The organism is Persephonella sp. (genome assembly GCF_027023985.1).
GTDB lineage: Bacteria > Aquificota > Aquificia > Aquificales > Hydrogenothermaceae > Persephonella_A.
Genome location: NZ_JALVTW010000029.1, coordinates 11,634 through 27,305 on the forward strand (window position 1 = coordinate 11,634; position 15,672 = coordinate 27,305).

At 35.4% G+C, this 15,672-nt stretch carries 18 protein-coding genes; 3 read left to right on the forward strand and 15 right to left on the reverse strand.

Going from position 1 to position 15,672, the window contains the following annotated elements; genetic code table 11:
- Nucleotides 1–32 precede the first annotated feature (32 nt).
- Nucleotides 33–821, forward strand: coding sequence for a 3-deoxy-8-phosphooctulonate synthase (kdsA, locus tag MVE07_RS06815; protein WP_297455656.1), 789 nt, complete (start codon nucleotides 33–35; stop codon nucleotides 819–821).
- Nucleotides 805–1,692: a lipoprotein gene (locus MVE07_RS06820; RefSeq protein WP_297455658.1), complete on the forward strand. Its 888-nt coding sequence runs from the start codon at nucleotides 805–807 to the stop codon at nucleotides 1,690–1,692. Before kdsA ends, MVE07_RS06820 begins: the two co-directional genes overlap by 17 nt.
- Here the strand turns inward: MVE07_RS06820 and MVE07_RS06825 are convergent.
- From MVE07_RS06825 to MVE07_RS06890, 14 genes are all read right to left on the reverse strand, one after another.
- Nucleotides 1,679–2,353 carry a rhomboid family intramembrane serine protease gene (locus MVE07_RS06825; RefSeq protein WP_297455660.1) on the reverse strand — a complete coding sequence of 225 codons (675 nt, stop codon included), beginning with the start codon at nucleotides 2,351–2,353 and terminating at the stop codon, nucleotides 1,679–1,681. The genes MVE07_RS06820 and MVE07_RS06825 overlap by 14 nt on opposite strands.
- A 342-nt stretch (nucleotides 2,354–2,695) precedes the next feature.
- On the reverse strand, nucleotides 2,696–2,920 hold the full coding sequence (locus tag MVE07_RS06830) for a cytochrome C oxidase subunit III (RefSeq protein ID WP_297455662.1): 225 nt from the start codon (nucleotides 2,918–2,920) through the stop codon (nucleotides 2,696–2,698).
- Nucleotides 2,920–3,216, reverse strand: a complete 297-nt coding sequence (locus MVE07_RS06835; RefSeq protein WP_297455665.1) for a hypothetical protein — start codon at nucleotides 3,214–3,216, stop codon at nucleotides 2,920–2,922. Before MVE07_RS06835 ends, MVE07_RS06830 begins: the two co-directional genes overlap by 1 nt.
- Nucleotides 3,217–3,267: 51 nt before the next feature.
- Entirely contained in the window at nucleotides 3,268–3,999 is a 732-nt protein-coding gene (locus tag MVE07_RS06840) for a cbb3-type cytochrome c oxidase subunit II (RefSeq protein ID WP_297455667.1), read from the reverse strand.
- A 14-nt stretch (nucleotides 4,000–4,013) separates the two neighbouring features.
- Complete coding sequence (locus MVE07_RS06845) at nucleotides 4,014–5,408, reverse strand: cbb3-type cytochrome c oxidase subunit I (RefSeq protein ID WP_297455669.1); 1,395 nt, start codon at nucleotides 5,406–5,408, stop codon at nucleotides 4,014–4,016.
- A 12-nt stretch (nucleotides 5,409–5,420) separates the two neighbouring features.
- Nucleotides 5,421–6,197, reverse strand: coding sequence for a c-type cytochrome (locus tag MVE07_RS06850; RefSeq protein WP_297455671.1), 777 nt, complete (start codon nucleotides 6,195–6,197; stop codon nucleotides 5,421–5,423).
- Nucleotides 6,198–6,240: 43 nt separating this feature from the next.
- The gene (locus MVE07_RS06855; protein WP_297455673.1) at nucleotides 6,241–6,936 is read right to left on the reverse strand and encodes an MtnX-like HAD-IB family phosphatase; all 696 of its coding nucleotides are present in this window, start codon (nucleotides 6,934–6,936) and stop codon (nucleotides 6,241–6,243) included.
- A gap of 4 nt (nucleotides 6,937–6,940) precedes the next feature.
- A complete protein-coding gene (locus MVE07_RS06860) occupies nucleotides 6,941–8,092 on the reverse strand; it encodes a RuBisCO large subunit C-terminal-like domain-containing protein (RefSeq protein ID WP_297455675.1) in 1,152 nt (383 codons plus the stop codon).
- Nucleotides 8,093–8,102: 10 nt separating this feature from the next.
- Entirely contained in the window at nucleotides 8,103–8,423 is a 321-nt protein-coding gene (locus tag MVE07_RS06865) for an antibiotic biosynthesis monooxygenase (RefSeq protein WP_029522736.1), read from the reverse strand.
- Nucleotides 8,424–8,433: 10 nt separating this feature from the next.
- A complete protein-coding gene (locus MVE07_RS06870) occupies nucleotides 8,434–10,416 on the reverse strand; it encodes a M3 family metallopeptidase (protein ID WP_297455678.1) in 1,983 nt (660 codons plus the stop codon).
- Nucleotides 10,417–10,425: 9 nt separating this feature from the next.
- Nucleotides 10,426–10,758 (reverse strand): hypothetical protein, encoded by a 333-nt coding sequence (locus MVE07_RS06875; protein ID WP_297455680.1) that lies wholly within the window; start codon nucleotides 10,756–10,758, stop codon nucleotides 10,426–10,428.
- A 21-nt stretch (nucleotides 10,759–10,779) separates the two neighbouring features.
- Nucleotides 10,780–11,736, reverse strand: coding sequence for a dihydroorotate dehydrogenase (locus tag MVE07_RS06880; protein ID WP_297455682.1), 957 nt, complete (start codon nucleotides 11,734–11,736; stop codon nucleotides 10,780–10,782).
- Between the two features lie 34 nt (nucleotides 11,737–11,770).
- Nucleotides 11,771–12,829: a polysaccharide deacetylase family protein gene (locus MVE07_RS06885; protein ID WP_297455684.1), complete on the reverse strand. Its 1,059-nt coding sequence runs from the start codon at nucleotides 12,827–12,829 to the stop codon at nucleotides 11,771–11,773.
- A complete protein-coding gene (locus tag MVE07_RS06890) occupies nucleotides 12,819–13,901 on the reverse strand; it encodes a glycosyltransferase (RefSeq protein ID WP_297455686.1) in 1,083 nt (360 codons plus the stop codon). Before MVE07_RS06890 ends, MVE07_RS06885 begins: the two co-directional genes overlap by 11 nt.
- 62 nt (nucleotides 13,902–13,963) lie before the next feature.
- On the opposite strand from MVE07_RS06890, the gene MVE07_RS06895 reads away from it, so the two are divergent.
- On the forward strand, nucleotides 13,964–14,971 hold the full coding sequence (locus MVE07_RS06895; RefSeq protein WP_297455689.1) for an SDR family NAD(P)-dependent oxidoreductase: 1,008 nt from the start codon (nucleotides 13,964–13,966) through the stop codon (nucleotides 14,969–14,971).
- Here the strand turns inward: MVE07_RS06895 and MVE07_RS06900 are convergent.
- On the reverse strand, nucleotides 14,968–15,609 hold the full coding sequence (locus tag MVE07_RS06900; RefSeq protein WP_297455691.1) for a hypothetical protein: 642 nt from the start codon (nucleotides 15,607–15,609) through the stop codon (nucleotides 14,968–14,970). The genes MVE07_RS06895 and MVE07_RS06900 overlap by 4 nt on opposite strands.
- Nucleotides 15,610–15,672: the final 63 nt, after the last annotated feature.

Below are 15,672 nucleotides of genomic sequence, written 5' to 3' on the forward strand. Positions count from 1 at the left end.
AATTCTAATATAAATTTCAATCGGTGAAAAAAATGGAAAAATTTACTGTTATAGCTGGTCCCTGTGTTATAGAAAATCAGGATATATGTTTCCAGGTTGCAGAGGTTTTAAAAAACCTTCAGGAAGAATATTCTGATATTAGATTTGTTTTTAAATCCTCATTTGATAAAGCAAATCGTTCAAGTATCCATTCTTTCCGTGGAAAAGGGATGGAGTATGGTCTTAAGGTTCTGGAAAGTGTAAAAAAAGAGTTTGGACTTCCGGTTTTAACAGATATCCATGAAAGTAATCAGGCAGATATAGTTGCTGAAGTCGTTGATATACTGCAAATACCTGCATTTCTATGCAGGCAAACAGACTTGTTGCTTGCTGCAGCTAAAACAGGTAAAGAAATAAATGTTAAAAAAGGACAATTTTTAGCCCCATGGGATACAAAAAATATTGCTGAAAAGCTGAGATTTGGCGGAGCAAAAAAGTTTTATCTTACAGAAAGAGGAGTCTCATTCGGGTATAACAATCTTGTGGTTGATTATAGAAGCTTGCCAATCATGAGACAATTTGCACCTGTTATATTTGATGCTACACATAGTGTTCAGCTTCCCGGTGGTCAGGGAACAGCTTCAGGGGGACAGAGGGAGTTTGTTTATCCACTGGTAAAAGCGGCAATTTCTGTTGGGGTTGATGGATTGTTTTTTGAAACACATCCTGACCCTGACAAAGCATTATCAGATGGTCCAAACCAGGTGCCCCTAAAGGATTTCCCAGATATGATAAAAAAACTCCTTAGTTTGAGGGAATTTCTAATTGAGAAAGATATTTAGTCTTCTATCAGTTGCTTTCATCGCAGGCTGTGGTGTGAAAGGGGGACCCTATCCACCATTTACAGACGCACCAGAAACCATTAGAAATGCATCTATAAAGCAGCAAGACCAACAGCTAATAGTCTACTGGAATTATATTCCCAAATATGCAGACGGAAGACCTATGAAAGAAGGTTTCAGATTTGAGATATATTCCTTTGACCATAGAATTATTAAAAAAATAAGCAAACATGGCAGTTTATATTGGTTCAGATATAGATTTTTAAGAGAAAATGAATACTGCTTTAGATTTAAGGTGATAACAGTAAAACAAGAGAGTAAATTTTCTAAATATTTTTGTTATATTCCCACGTTCAATTATCCCAAAGAACCTCCCAAATATAAATTAGATATAACACAGCAAGGAATAAAAATAAGTTGGGAAAACCCATCAACTATTGATATATACAAAATACCAAAACCTATTTATTATCCTAAACCTTATTTAGTTGTAAAAAACAAAACAGAATATCTTGATAGTAATGTAACCAATAACCGTAAATACTGCTATTATCTCACCATAGAAAACCAATCAGGTGTAGAAAGTGCTCCATCAGATATTAAATGTGTAACTTATAAAGACATATTCCCTCCTCTACCTCCACAAAATCCAAGAATAATAAAAAGAAAAAATACATATTATTTAATATGGTCTGATAGCCCATCCAAAGATGTAACAGGTTATCTTATTTTCATTAATGAAAAACAAATTACTCCAAAGCCTGTATACACTTACTCATTTATATTAAAAGGTTATAAAAAAGGAAATATTGTTAAAATAATAGCCGTTGATAGAGCAGGAAACAAAAGTAAACCTGCTATCGTAAAGTAGAGTAATGCACAATCTTTGCTTTGGAAGGTCTATACATAATATCAAGTAAAAACCAACCGGTGATAAAACCTCCTATATGAGCATACCATGCCACACCTCCCACATTTGGAGGAACTATCATTGCAAATAAAACCTGAATAAAAAACCAGTATCCTATAAAAAACCAGGCAGGTAAAACAAAGACAAAAAATATAAAAGGAGGAATTACAGTTAAAACTTTAGCTTCAGGATAAAGTTTTATATATGCAGCGAGAACTCCACTTATAGCACCGGAAGCACCTATCATTGGAATAAAATAACTACCAGCAGACAAGCTAACTATAGATTGAGTTAAAGCTGCACCAACACCAGATAAAAGATAAAAAACAATAAATTTAAATTTTCCGAGGGCGTCTTCAACATTATTACCGAAAATCCATAAAAAGAGCATATTCCCAAATAGATGTGCAAAACTTCCATGTAAAAACATAGAGGTAAAAATCTTATCAAATCTAAAATGAATTAGGTCAATTGGAAGTAATCCATATTGATGAATAAATAACTCAAACTTTTGAGGTGGTAAAGTAGCTTCATAAAGATAAATTCCTGTATTAAGGATAATAAGTAAAAGTGTAATTATTGGGAAAGTTCGGGTTGGAATATTATCTTTTATAGGAATCATAGCTTTCCTCGTTTTTTTAAAAAAATGATACCACATAAAATAAAAAAGGAGGCTCCATTGCAGAGCCTCAGAATTTTGGGGGAGGGAGGGGGGAGGTGATTATTAATATAAATCTTACATATTAATTTGTCAACTATTTTATTAAATTTTAAATTTTTATAGCACTATTGCTTTTTTTAGAGTAAGTAAAAACATACTTACGTTTATGCAAAGACTAATTGGAAGATTAACTAAGATATAAAGAAGAATTTAAGCTGAAAAAAGAGATTTAAAAGAAGGAATAAAAAAAGGGGCTTTAGAAGCCCCTTTTTTATTTAGATAAATGCCAAAATTTTAGCTTATTTACTGTCTCATTAACTCTCTAAGCCAAATATAGTGGTCTGCAGCTTCTGGTCCTTTTCCTACAACATCAAGCCATCCAAGGAAATCAGGTATCCAATCAAAAACGATATAAGCAACTGTAAAGAGAATATATCCAATCCAGAAAAGCATCCACCATGTAGGAACAGCATCTGTCATATATGTAATCTTATCTACCGCTTTTGTATTTTCTAAATGTGAAGCCATCAGTACTTACCTCCTTCTTTTTCTGCTTTTACTATCTCTTCTTCTAAATCTAAAATTTCGTATTTTGGCCCCTCTATATCCTTGAAGTCCCCTTTCATATAAGAGTAAATGAAAAGAGCTAACCATCCTGTAAGAGCAACAATGTAGGAGATAACTTCTACAAGGAAGCCCTTAAGCTCAGAACCTGACATACCTGCTTCAAGGTATGCAACTGTTCTTACGGCTATAATAGTTCCTACTACAAACAGAAATATAAACAGTATCAAAAGTGCTACGGTTTTTTGGCTTATTCTCATCTTTTTACCTCCATTTTCTCCATAATGGAGAATAATGGGGCGCATGCCCCATTATTTTGCAGCAGTTTCAATTCTAAATCCTTTAGGAGGTTTTACTTCCCAGCTTCCAAGCCACATTACATAAGTGAGAAGAGCAAAACCTCTTACGTTTGGAACAATTTTTCCGTTTTTATCCTTTTCAAAATACCATGTGTATCCAGGCATGTTACTACCTGGAGATGTGCTTTGTGGATTATAAAGGTGAGCAACCTGCCATCCTACGTTGTGAACAGCAGCTTCTCTAATCAGGTCAGGTCCAATTCTTTTTGTTCCCCAGAGAACAGGAGCTTGAAGTTCGTTGTTGTATTCAGATGGATAAGATACTGTGTTAGATACGCCTGGAATACCAAATCTAAGAGTTTCGTTTGATACAGGTCTTATCATTTGAGAGTGACAGTTCCAGCATCCTTCAGCAACATACCATCTGTGTCCAATTCTGAGAGCTTTAGCAAGTGTTTTACCGTTAGGCTTACAATCTTTGATTACTTCATTTGCTCCGCTGAAAGATTCTGTGTATTGGCAAAGCTTTTTAAAAGTTTCAGGATAATATCTCGCAAGTTTATTAAAATCAGACCATACTGTTGTGTTTTTAGCTATAGCTTCAGCTGCCAGGTCCTCAACAGATTTCTTAGGAATATCCTTGAGAACAAACATAGGCAGAGCCCAAGATATAAAGTCAGCAAACAGGAAGAATATAATTCCTGCTACTAACGCTACAAATGAAAAACGTTCCATCTTACCCATTACACTTTACCTCCTTATACTTCTCTGAGCTCTGCTGTGAGACCAGCTTTAGCTGTAGCAGTTTTGTAGAAGTTCAGAGCATACATGAATAGTCCTGTGAGCATCATAATTCCAGCTATAGATCTGAAATACCAGAATGGCTTAGAGAAGTTTACAGAGTCAATCCATGGGTTAAGTCCAATCCAATCAAATCCTTGAACTAGACCACCAGCTGTAAGGTCAAAGAACATTGCCAGAACTCCAATCATAAGGAGCCAGTAAGCACCTTCAGAAAGTCCTTTTGAATACATTGTTTCTTTTCCGAATAGTCTTGGCCATACATACTCAGCCATTCCAAGAACCCACAGACCAAATGTTCCAAACATAATTAAGTGAGCGTGTCCTGTTACCCAGTCAGTAAAGTGGATTACTTTTTGGAATGTAAGTGTTACGTGGAATGCACATTGGAAACAAGTAATCCAGTAGAAGATAGCACCTGTATACATATATCTTAATGGAACATTGTATTTAAGCTGTTCTGCAGAACCTCTAAGTGTCATCATGAAGTTAATCAGAACAGATGTAACAGCGAACTCAACTGCAACTGTTGCAAATACTGCAGAGTATTGTGCAAACATTGGTATTGGTGACCACAGGAAGTGGTGAACTCCATTCATAGGATAGAAGAATGCAAGTCCCCAGAATCCAAGGAGAGATAATCCGTGAGACCACATTGGCTTTTTCATAATAACTGGAACGAAGTAATACATTAATCCCCAAGCAACCGGTGTAACGTAAAGTCCAACAAGGTCGTGGATGAATGTTGATTGAACAGCACCTGCTCCGGAACCTACAGCCCAGAATCTTGGAATAAAGTTACCCATGAACACAACAAGTGGTGTCCATACAAGCATAGCAGCAATATACCATCCAGAAACATAGAGAGGGCCTCTTTGTGATGCTTTATAAAGTGGAGCACCAAATTGCATTAATGCAAGTAAGAGCCAGAATACAATTATTGGATCTAGCCACCAAGGAGTTTCACCCCATTCAACGTTATCAGCCATTCCAAGGAAAAGGATAGCTACAACAGTTATAAGAACAGCTGCTTGAAGTGCAATAAACATAAACCATCCAAGAGCATCACTTAAAACTCTATATCCGGTAAATCTTGGAACTGCCCAATAAAGGAGTCCTGTAAACATGTTAACAAGGAATCCATACGCAGCACCAGCTGTGTGTATCATTCTAATTCTTCCAGGAGAAAGGAATTCTATTCCTGGAAATGGATATACTCCATCAAGTTGAAGAGAATATAAGAAACCCATTAAACCAACGATAATGAAGAAAATTAACCCCATTGCCACATGAGCTTTAACAAGCCCATAGTTGACAAGGTTTTGGAGTTCTTGATTATTATTAGCTGCCATTTTTTACCCTCCTTATTTACCTTTGTTCATTAGATAAGCAATGTAAGATACGAGTGCCCATCTATCTCTTTCAGAAAGGTGTCCAAATGATGGCATTGGAGAACCTTCAAGACCAACTGTGAGAACTCTGAATGTATCTTCTGGATTTGGACCTTCTGCTCTAACTGGGTAAGTCAGGTCTGTTGGAGGGACTGGCAATGTTGCTGCTACAGGACCATCACCTTTACCCTGTTCACCGTGACATGCTGTGCAGTTTTGAGCATAAAGTTCTTTTCCTCTTTGAATAAGTTCAGGAGAACCAAAGTCTGCAGGTCTTTTGATTGTTTTGTAAACTGATTGACATTTTTCTGGGTCTGGTTGTCCTTTTTCCCATTTGTCCCTTGCGAAAGATTTGATGTAAGCAATTACAGCTCTCTTCTGAACTTCTGGAACAAGCTTAAATGATGGCATTGGAGTTTGTGGAAGTCCCCAGTTCAGAATGTGGAGTAAGTCTTCATCTGTAGGTAAACATCCTTCAGGTGTGGATTTCCATCTGAAAACTGCAGTGTGGAAGTTAGGTGGTTTGTCTTTGAAGAATTTTGCAGCCTGAGAGTTACCATCCCCATTAACGCCGTGACATCCAACACAGAACTTGTTGAAGACCTTTCTTCCTGCCTCTTCCTGCGCAGTTAAATCTTTTGTTCTTTTAGCCTGTGCCGGTTTGGATGAATAAACATGCAACAGGCCGTAAATGAACAATGCCGGGAAGAAGAAGAACAGGATCCATTTGACGGCCGTGTTTTCTCCCATGAGATTACCTCCTAAAATATTTGAAAAGTTATTTTACACTATTTCACAAATTTTTCACAGTTTTTTCCTGCTGGAACCCCTCTCCGCTGAATATAGGATTTTTTATTATTTCGGAGAATTTATCGAATTTGAAAACCCTCTTACCCTCCATTACCTCTTCTTCTAACATCTGTTTTAGCTGTCCTGTTGAAAAAATTATATCACTATGCATACAGGCGTCAAGGTCTGTAATACCATCTCCTGCATATATTTTAAGGTTATATCCCCCATAATAATTTTTTATTATGTATGGTTTGCATATACCACAGTTTTTTCTACATTTATCGCCACATCTATATATAAATATAACGTCCATTTTTTCTTTTTGAAGTGTTATACGGTTACAGTATATCTGGCTTATCTTGTCAAGGTATTTTTCAAGTAATGGATAAATATATAAATCAACACCTCCGCTGAGAACAACAAAAGGAATATTTTTTTGATTTAAAAATTCCAGAAATTCAGTAAAACCTTCCCTTAGTTTTATATTTTCTTTCACCCATTTGACTATTTCATCTTTTTTATTGGAAGGTATAAGCTGGAACATTTGACGAATTCCGATATCAATATCTATTTTTCCTAAATAAAGGTCATCCTGAATTTTTTTGTATTCTGGGGGTGCAAACTCAGCCATAATAGCATCAATAACATCCCTTTCGGTAATTGTTCCATCAAAATCAGAAAAGAAAACAGCTGACATCTTGCTAAAACTCTTCAAGTTCTTTACTTAAAGATTTACACTCTTCAAAGGAAACACCATTCACTGTGCAATTTAAAGCATCAAAGTATGCTTTCGCACCTGCTGTAATTCCGGCTTTGTGCTTCTGGTATTTGTTTCCTATATCAATTGCAACAAGATTTCCAAAATCTTCAAATATTTTATATAGGTCTTGTGGATAGATGTCTCCATATAATACAGAATAAACAGACTTTATATTTTCAAAATCTTCCCTGAGACTTTCTGCTACTTTAACTGATTTGAAATGAGGAATATTTTTGTATCTATAAGGAGAAGGAATTAAAACCATATCTCCCCCAGCCAGTCTTGTTAATTTCCCAAAAAGCAGGTCAGGTTGTATTCCAAAATCATCATTTTCAAAGAAGAAAGACGGATATGACAGATTAAGAATAAATCCGGCTTCATATTTTTCTGATAAATATCTAACTGTTTCAAATCCAAGAGGGAAAAGATTTAAAACAAATATTCTAATATGGTTTTTGGCAGCAAATTTTATCTTATTTTCAATTTCTTCCAAATTTCCAGACAGAAACGGAGCATAAATAATTTTTCTTGAATGTTTTTCCTGTAATTTGGCTTTTAGCTGTGAGATATACTCAATCCTGCTTTCAAATGGTGCAAATCCTTCATTGAAAAATAACTCATCTTCTCTGACTATATCCATCCCGCCATCAATAAGGCTTTCAAATATCTGTCCTATTTCTTCTTTTTTAAGTCCAATAGCTGGACGAATTGTAGAAATTAAAAGGGGCCTGTGATGGACCTCTATATAATCCTGCAGCCCTTTTATCCCATAATTTGCACCTTTAAAATGGTCAAGGAATGCAGGAGGAAAATCTATATCAATCAGCTTTATACGATAAGGTAAAATCATCTCCCCATAGGTAAGGGATAGAACCGAGTATAAATCATGTCTAAACAGAGAAACAGGAAATTGGACTTTGAATAAAACTTTATAGACTTTTAGGTCTGTATCATAAAAATCCTCAACCTCTCCCAGCTTTACAGGGAGAGGTGTTCTTGAAAGGGAAAGAAAATCAATAATTTTATTTACTTCCTGTTGAGGCTGGATTTTCTCTTTAGAAGTAAGCAGATAAGTAGCCTCTATATAGTTCATGGTTTCACCTTTAGACTTCTTTTATTGTGTTATAAACCTCTATAACAGGGTGCCCTGCAAACCATTCCCTTGGCGGAGGGTTTTCATGGGCTTTCCTGAATGCCTCGCTTTCTGTGTATTTTTTCAATGCTTCCATGCTTTCCCAATAAGTTGCAATAATAAATGTGTTATTTTGATTATTTGGAGGAAAGTTTACAGGCTCAAGAAGGTTCATCTTTATAAATCCTTCCTGCTCTGTCAATCCTTTTTCTCCAAATCTTTCAAGGGCATATTCCTTAAACTGTTCCCTATATTCTGGATTAATTGGGAATTTTGTAAATACTACTACCATTTCTACCTCCTTAGTTGTATTTTATTCCGCTTAGTTTCAGTAGTGCATCAACATCAGGTTCTCTACCTGCAAACTGTTTAAACAGTTCCATTGCAGGTCTGCTACCACCTTTAGTTAGGATTTCTTCATAAAAACTTTCTGCAACATCATCATTGTATATACCGTTGTCCACAAACATAAAGTAAGCATCTGCAGATAAAACTTCTGCCCATTTGTAGCTGTAATAACCGGCTGCATATCCTCCAGCAAAGATATGGCTAAAACTCCATTGGAATTTGTTATATTCTGGTGGTTTTATTACTGCTACTTCTTCTCTAACTTTGTTAAGTATCTCTTGAACATCTTTTGCAGTGTATCTGTCCATATGAATAAGCATATCAAATATAGCAAACTCAAGCTGACGAACCATTGCCATTGCAGACAGGAAGTTTTTAGCATTTTTTAGTCTGTCTATCATATCCTCCGATATTGGTTCCCCTGTTTTGTAATGGAATGCAAATGTTTTCAGGACAGATGGTTCATAGGCAAATTGTTCAAGGAACTGGGATGGAAATTCCACAGCATCCCATTCAACACCTGCTATTCCACTTACAAATGGCTCTCTAACTTTACTTACAAGATGGTGAAGTGCATGCCCCATTTCGTGGAAGAGTGTTTCCACATCATAAGGTCTTAGAAGGGATGGTGTATCTTCGGTAGCAGGAGAGAAGTTAGCAACAATAAATGCAACAGGTTTTATGATATTTCCTTCTTCATCTTCGTGGTGTGCCACCCACTCATCCATCCATGCTCCATCTCTTTTCCCTTCTCTTGCCTCAAGGTCAAGATAAAGTCTGCCTATCAGTTCATTATTTCTGTAGATATGAAAAACATTTACAGATGGATGCCATACTGGAACGTTCACTTCCTCAAATTCCAGTTTGAATAGTTTGTTAAGGAAATCAAAAAGTCCTTTGATTACACGGTTTTTCTCAAAATAGGGTTTGTATTCCTCATCATTTACATTGTATTTTTCTTTTTTAAGTTTTTCTGCATAGTATGAGAAATCATAAGCCTGAAGGTTGTCTTTAAGGCCGAGCTTTTTAGCATAGTTATTTAATTCTTCATACTCTTTTTCAGCCTGAGGTTTACTTTTTCTGGCAAGGTCATAGAGAAAATCTAAAACCTGAGATGGAGATTGTGCCATTTTTGTGGCAAGGGAAAGCTCTGCATAGTTATTAAATCCGAGGAGTTTTGCTTTTTCGTATCTTAAGGCAAGTATTTCTTCCAGAATTTTGTCATTTTCCGGTGCTCTTGTTACATAAGCTTTGTATAGTTCTTCCCTTTTTTCCCTGTTTGAACCGTAGGTCATATATGCTATATAAGATGGCTGATGGAGAGTAAATCTGTAAACTGTTTTGCCATCTCTTACCTGCTGTGCCGCTTTAAGCTCTGTTTCAGGTAGTTCTTTCACATCTTCGTAGTTTTCAATAATCATCTCATAGCTATCTGTGGCATTGAGAAGATTTTGGGCAAACTGGTTTTGCAGCTGGGATAGTTTTATGTTTATCTGTTTAACTTTTTCTCTTTTTTCACCTTCAAGGTTAACACCGGATAGTTCAAAATCTTTTATAGCATCTTCAAGAACTTTCCTTTGTTCCTGATTAAGAGTGTTCTTTTCTTTCTCATATATTTCTTTGAAAGCTTTATAAAGCTCCTCATTCTGTCCCAGTTCTGTGTAGTATTCGGTTATTATAGGAAGGAGTGCTGTGTAAACTTCCTGTGTTTTAGGAGAGTTTTTAACATAGTTTAGATGGGAAATAGGGGAGAATAAAATTCCCAGTTTTATATGCATAAGCTGGTATGGTTTTACAAAGTTCTGGTATGTTTTGTTTTCTATTTTAAAAAGTTGTTGCAGTTTTTCCTTATTCTGTTTTATTTGATTTAAAACAAGTTCTTTCTGCTGGTCTAAGTTTTCATCATTTACGGTAAACTCGGGGAATACTGCTGTCATTAACACCTCCTATTGTTTTTCTATTTCTTCTTTTACATCTTCAAACTGCTTATATTCTTCGCTCTGGAGAACATCTGTTATGAAACGGTCTATATCTTCTTTTTCTAGGAATGTTCCTGTTAAAAGTCTGCCTGTATATCTGTTGTTTTTGATTTCCCAGAACATATAGAATTCCGGATATTTTTCTTTAAGCTTTCTGTAAGCCACACCATATTTGCTGTCCTTTAGTGGATTTTGCTCAAGGAAAAAATGATTGTCTGCTACGTTAATTTTGTAAAGAAGTGCTCCTGTTTTTGTTTTTACAAGTTCAAGCTCAATGTCCCACTGTTTAATTGGTTCCATCTCTCATGCCCTCCGTTTTATTTATTCAATTTTTAATTTATGTGCTTTTCCTGTTAACTCAAGGATATGGGAGTATCCCTTTTTATTAAGATGCTGCTGAAGGCCATCTATAACTTTTAAAGGTGCATAAGGATCATAAAAGTTGGCTGTTCCTATCTGAACAGCAACAGCACCTGCAAGTATATGCTGGAGGGCATCCTGTGCAGTGGTTATTCCACCTACTCCTATTATAGGGACAGAAGCCCCAAATTTTTCATAAACCTGATAAATCATTCTAACTGCAATCGGTAGTATAGCGGGACCAGATAGGCCTCCTGTTTTCATTGCTATGATAGGTTCCTCTTTTTCAACATCTATTGCCATTCCAAGCAGTGTGTTAATCAAAACAAGACCATCCGCTTTTGCCTCAATACAGGCCTGTGCCGTTTCTGTTATGTCTGTAATATTGGGGCTGAGTTTTACCATTAAAGGTTTAGATGTAGTATTTTTTAGTTTTTGGACAAGGGAGTAAAGGGTTTCTGGGTCTGAACCAAAAGCTATTCCGCCTTTTTTAACATTAGGACAGGAAACATTAAGCTCTAATGCATGAACTCCATCTGTTTTATCTAAAAATTCTGCAACTTTCAGGTATTCTTCCTCATCCTCACCAAATACATTTGCAATGATAACAGTATCGTATTCTTTGAGTTTAGGAAGTATATTTTCTGCAAAATATTTAACTCCCGGATTTTGAAGTCCTATAGAGTTAAGCATTCCACAGGGAGTTTCCACTATACGCTGGGGTGGATTTCCTTCACGGGGTCTATATGAAAGCCCTTTGACAACGACAGCACCTAATTTGCTTATATCGTAGAGATTTTCTGCAACTTCCAGTCCATAGGAAAAACATCCTGACGCAGTCCAGACAGGATTTTTGAATTTTATTCCGAAAAGTTCATAAGAAAGGGATGTATCAAGAGGTTTTACCGGACTTTCCAAGTTGCACTCCTTTTCTTTTTTTCTCAATTATAGCTTATTTAAAGGAGAATTTTATTATTTTGGACAGGAATGCTGGGAAATCTTTTGCTATTTCTATACGGGGTAGCTTCTGTAAGTTTTGCCCTTTTCTGATAATATCCTTTTCTGTTGTAAATGAAGCATCGTATATCTCAGATGCAATTTCCATCAGTGTTTCGTCATAATGACCAAATGGATAGGAGAAAAATCTAACTTTTTCCCCTATCATTTCTTCCAGCTCTTGTTTTGCCTCTGTAAGCTCTTTTTTGACCCTTTCTTTTCTTTCTTCTTCTGTTTCAAAATCAAGAAATGAACGAAAATTTGTATATAACTCCTCTTTTAGTTCCTCTTTCCAGTTTTTCCTATTGAAAAAACAATTCCCAAGGGAGTTAATGAACTCTTTTACTTCTTTTTTTAAATAGCCTCTTCTAACTGCCAGATTATTCCTGTCAGGAAAAAGGGGATATCCGATTTTGGGCTCATCCAGTTGTGAAAAATCTGTTGAGTATCCATAGGCGTATATATTACTCCAGTGCCCGTTTTTACCGTCATAAAAATCTATTATTTCTTCTGAATAAAAAACCTTTGCATGAACTTTGGCATGTCCGTATATATCAAAAACATCCTTTATCGCATTTAGTTCGGTTATTGACAGGAAATCTTCTGACCTTCCTGTTGATAAAAATTCATAGTTAGCTTCTGCCATTGTTTTTGGTTTATGAAGCTGGGACTTTGAAACTTTTCCCTGCCAGTAATCCTCAAGGGTAGGCCTTTTTATATCCTCTTTTATTATTCTGGAACTTATTGGGAAAATAGTTGCTTTTAGGCCAAGTTGTTTTAAAACAGGATAGGCATAAACATAGTTATCCAGATAACCATCATCAAAGGATATTACAACTGAAGGTTTATCAGGCCATTTGTCTGTGGTTAAGTACTCATAAACATCTTCAAGGGTTATTACATTAAAATGCTCTTTCAGGATAGACATCTCCCATCTAAATGTGGAAACGGCCTTTGTATGTCCCCATCTAGGAATTATTTTGTGGTAGAAAATAATAAATACATTATTTTTCATTGAGCATTTCCTCAAATAGTTTTATGTATTTTTGAGCGGTATTTTGGATTGAGTAGTTTTGCGCTGTTTTTATAGCATTTTCAGATATTTCTTTGTATTTTTTTTCAGGAAGATTTACCATCTCTTTCATTTTCTTCCCAAGTGCTTCAAAATTTCCTACAGGAACAGAAAATCCATTATATCCGTCTATCAGATACTCATCTATACCACCTGCAAGGGTTGATAAAACTACTTTCCCTGTTGCCATAGCTTGCAGCAATGCCCCTGCTATACCTTCAAGGTATGAAGACAAAACAAAATAATCTGCTGCATTTAAAAGCTGAGGCACATCTGTTCTAAATCCAAGTCCGATAACCCTGTCAGAAATTCCTGATGCATGTTTGTCTGTATTTTTGCCTACTAAGACCAGAACTGCATCTTTTATATCTGCTTTTAAAAATGTTTCTATCAGTTTATCCTGTCCTTTAACCTCAGGGTTCCAGTTTGCAACGTTTATGAATATTTTTTTGTTTACCGGCAGTCCAAGAGATTTTCTTAGTTCTAATTTTTTTTCTGGTTCAGGTTTAAATCTATCAAGGTCTATTCCGCTTTCTATAGTTATCAGTTTTTCAGGAAGGAAATTATTTTCCCTTAGATACTTTTCCACATTTTTTGAAACAACAACAATTTTGTCTGCTGCAGAGTATTTCAGGTATTTTGAAAGTGCAGAGGGAAGTCTGCCTGAACGCTTTACATTTATTATTTTAGGTTTTGTTTTTAGAAAAAGTTTAGCTATTCTTACGTAATCAAAAGCATGGGGAGAGTTTCCTATAACAATATCAAATCTGTTTTCATCTATAATTTTGATTAATCTTTTGTAGTTTTCCCATTTGTATCTGGCATTTTTTACGTGATTTTCAAAATAATGGATAGGAACATTATAAAGTTGGAGTTTATCAACCATCTCTTTGTATTGAAAAGATAGGGCAATATGAACATCTACACCTGCTTTTTTTAGCTCCCTTGTGGTCAAATAAACCTGTTCCTTTGTTCCACCCCAGCCATATCCATCAACAACCTGAAGGATTTTCAAAATCTAACCTCTGTTTAAGTGTTATAATTTATAGGTTTTCAAATTATATCAGGAGTGGTTAAATGCAAGCAAAAGGGACACAAACTATTCTTGTAACAGGCGCAGCAGGATTTATAGGCTGGAGAACAGCAAAATTTTTACTGGAAAGTGGCTTTAATGTTGTTGGAATAGATAATATGAACAATTATTATGATGTTCGTTTGAAGGAATGGAGAAAAAAAGACCTTGAAAAGTATGAAAACTTCAGATTTTTTGAGATTGATATAGAAAATTTAGGAGCTTTAAAGGTTCTGTTTGATAATTTTGATTTTGATGCTGTTTTAAATATAGCTGCCCGTGCCGGCGTGAGATACTCAATGGAAAATCCCCATGTTTATCTCCAGACTAATGCTCAGGGAACATTAAATCTTCTTGAAATGATGAAAGAAAAAGGTATTAAAAAGATGGTGCTTGCTTCCACTTCCTCCCTTTATGCAGGACAACCTATGCCATTCAAAGAAACCTTACCTGTAAATACTCCTATATCACCTTATGCTGCCTCTAAAAAAGCTGCAGAGGTGATGGCTTATACATATCATCATCTTTATGATATGGATATTACCGTCGTTAGATACTTTACCGTTTATGGTCCTGCTGGAAGACCGGATATGAGTATTTTCAGATTTATTAAATGGATAGATGAAGGAACCCCGATAAAACTATTTGGAGATGGCTCACAGGCAAGGGATTTTACCTATGTTGATGATATTGCAAAGGGAACAATACTGGCAATGAAGCCTTTAGGATATGAAATCATAAATCTTGGTGGTGGGAAAAATCCAATATCCCTGAAAACCATAATTGAAAAAATAGAAAACTTACTGGGAAAAAAGGCAAAGATAGAATACAGACCTTTCCATAAAGCTGATATGAAGGAAACCTGGGCAGATATAGAAAAAGCAGAAAAATTACTTGGCTGGAAACCTGAAATAGATATAGATGAGGGACTTAAAAGAACTGTTGAATGGTATCTGGAAAATAAAGACTGGCTTAAGGATATAAGTCTGGAAGAAGGAAAACAGAATATTTAGATTTTGTCAAAATTAAGTAAATCCATATAGTCCCATTCTCTATAAGCCATTGCGTAAATTTTGTTTTTGGTCAGATAATTGAGTATATCATCTTCAAGTCTCAAACTGGCAAAAATGGGAACTAATTTATAACTACTGTATTCAGGAAATAGCTTAAAAAATCTATCTATTTTTTTATCCTTAAATTCGTTTATATATTCAACTTTAGGATAAGATTTTACTTCTATTAAAAAAACTGTTTCACATTCATCGCTTACTGCAATAACATCAAATTCATCTTTTAAACCTGTTTTTATATCTTTTTTCTTACGCCTGACCTGTAAATCATTTACTTCACAATTGAAATATCTTTTTATTACAGGAGAAGTAGCAGGTGCTATTATATCTTCAACTATAGTTCCTAACTTGTTTGCCATTTCTCCCCATTTTTTGTTCATATCTTGTCTCAGTTTTTGTGTATCCTTTTTCATTTCTTCAACTGTTTTTTGCATTTCATCTTTGAATTCCTTCATCTCCTCCTTTAGCTCCTGAATCTCTATCTGTGTTTGTTGCTGAACATACAAAACCCGCATCATCATAGATTCAAGCCTATCTATCTTTTCTTCATTCCTATTTATTCTTTCTTCTAAAGATGCCATCTTAATCACCTAATCAAGACTGATAATATAAAAAGTAGTAATTTACGTTATAAAAGTCAAACT

What these genes read in the sequence shown, in the direction of transcription:
- kdsA (WP_297455656.1), top strand. Translation starts at nt 33, where the DNA reads ATGGAAAAATTTACTGTTATAGCTGGTCCCTGTGTTATAGAAAATCAG.
- MVE07_RS06825 (WP_297455660.1), bottom strand. Translation starts at nt 2,353, where the DNA reads ATGATTCCTATAAAAGATAATATTCCAACCCGAACTTTCCCAATAATT.
- MVE07_RS06830 (WP_297455662.1), bottom strand. Translation starts at nt 2,920, where the DNA reads ATGGCTTCACATTTAGAAAATACAAAAGCGGTAGATAAGATTACATAT.
- MVE07_RS06835 (WP_297455665.1), bottom strand. Translation starts at nt 3,216, where the DNA reads ATGAGAATAAGCCAAAAAACCGTAGCACTTTTGATACTGTTTATATTT.
- MVE07_RS06840 (WP_297455667.1), bottom strand. Translation starts at nt 3,999, where the DNA reads ATGGGTAAGATGGAACGTTTTTCATTTGTAGCGTTAGTAGCAGGAATT.
- MVE07_RS06845 (WP_297455669.1), bottom strand. Translation starts at nt 5,408, where the DNA reads ATGGCAGCTAATAATAATCAAGAACTCCAAAACCTTGTCAACTATGGG.
- MVE07_RS06850 (WP_297455671.1), bottom strand. Translation starts at nt 6,197, where the DNA reads ATGGGAGAAAACACGGCCGTCAAATGGATCCTGTTCTTCTTCTTCCCG.
- MVE07_RS06855 (WP_297455673.1), bottom strand. Translation starts at nt 6,936, where the DNA reads ATGTCAGCTGTTTTCTTTTCTGATTTTGATGGAACAATTACCGAAAGG.
- MVE07_RS06860 (WP_297455675.1), bottom strand. Translation starts at nt 8,092, where the DNA reads ATGAACTATATAGAGGCTACTTATCTGCTTACTTCTAAAGAGAAAATC.
- MVE07_RS06865 (WP_029522736.1), bottom strand. Translation starts at nt 8,423, where the DNA reads ATGGTAGTAGTATTTACAAAATTCCCAATTAATCCAGAATATAGGGAA.
- MVE07_RS06870 (WP_297455678.1), bottom strand. Translation starts at nt 10,416, where the DNA reads ATGACAGCAGTATTCCCCGAGTTTACCGTAAATGATGAAAACTTAGAC.
- MVE07_RS06875 (WP_297455680.1), bottom strand. Translation starts at nt 10,758, where the DNA reads ATGGAACCAATTAAACAGTGGGACATTGAGCTTGAACTTGTAAAAACA.
- MVE07_RS06885 (WP_297455684.1), bottom strand. Translation starts at nt 12,829, where the DNA reads ATGAAAAATAATGTATTTATTATTTTCTACCACAAAATAATTCCTAGA.
- MVE07_RS06895 (WP_297455689.1), top strand. Translation starts at nt 13,964, where the DNA reads ATGCAAGCAAAAGGGACACAAACTATTCTTGTAACAGGCGCAGCAGGA.
- MVE07_RS06900 (WP_297455691.1), bottom strand. Translation starts at nt 15,609, where the DNA reads ATGGCATCTTTAGAAGAAAGAATAAATAGGAATGAAGAAAAGATAGAT.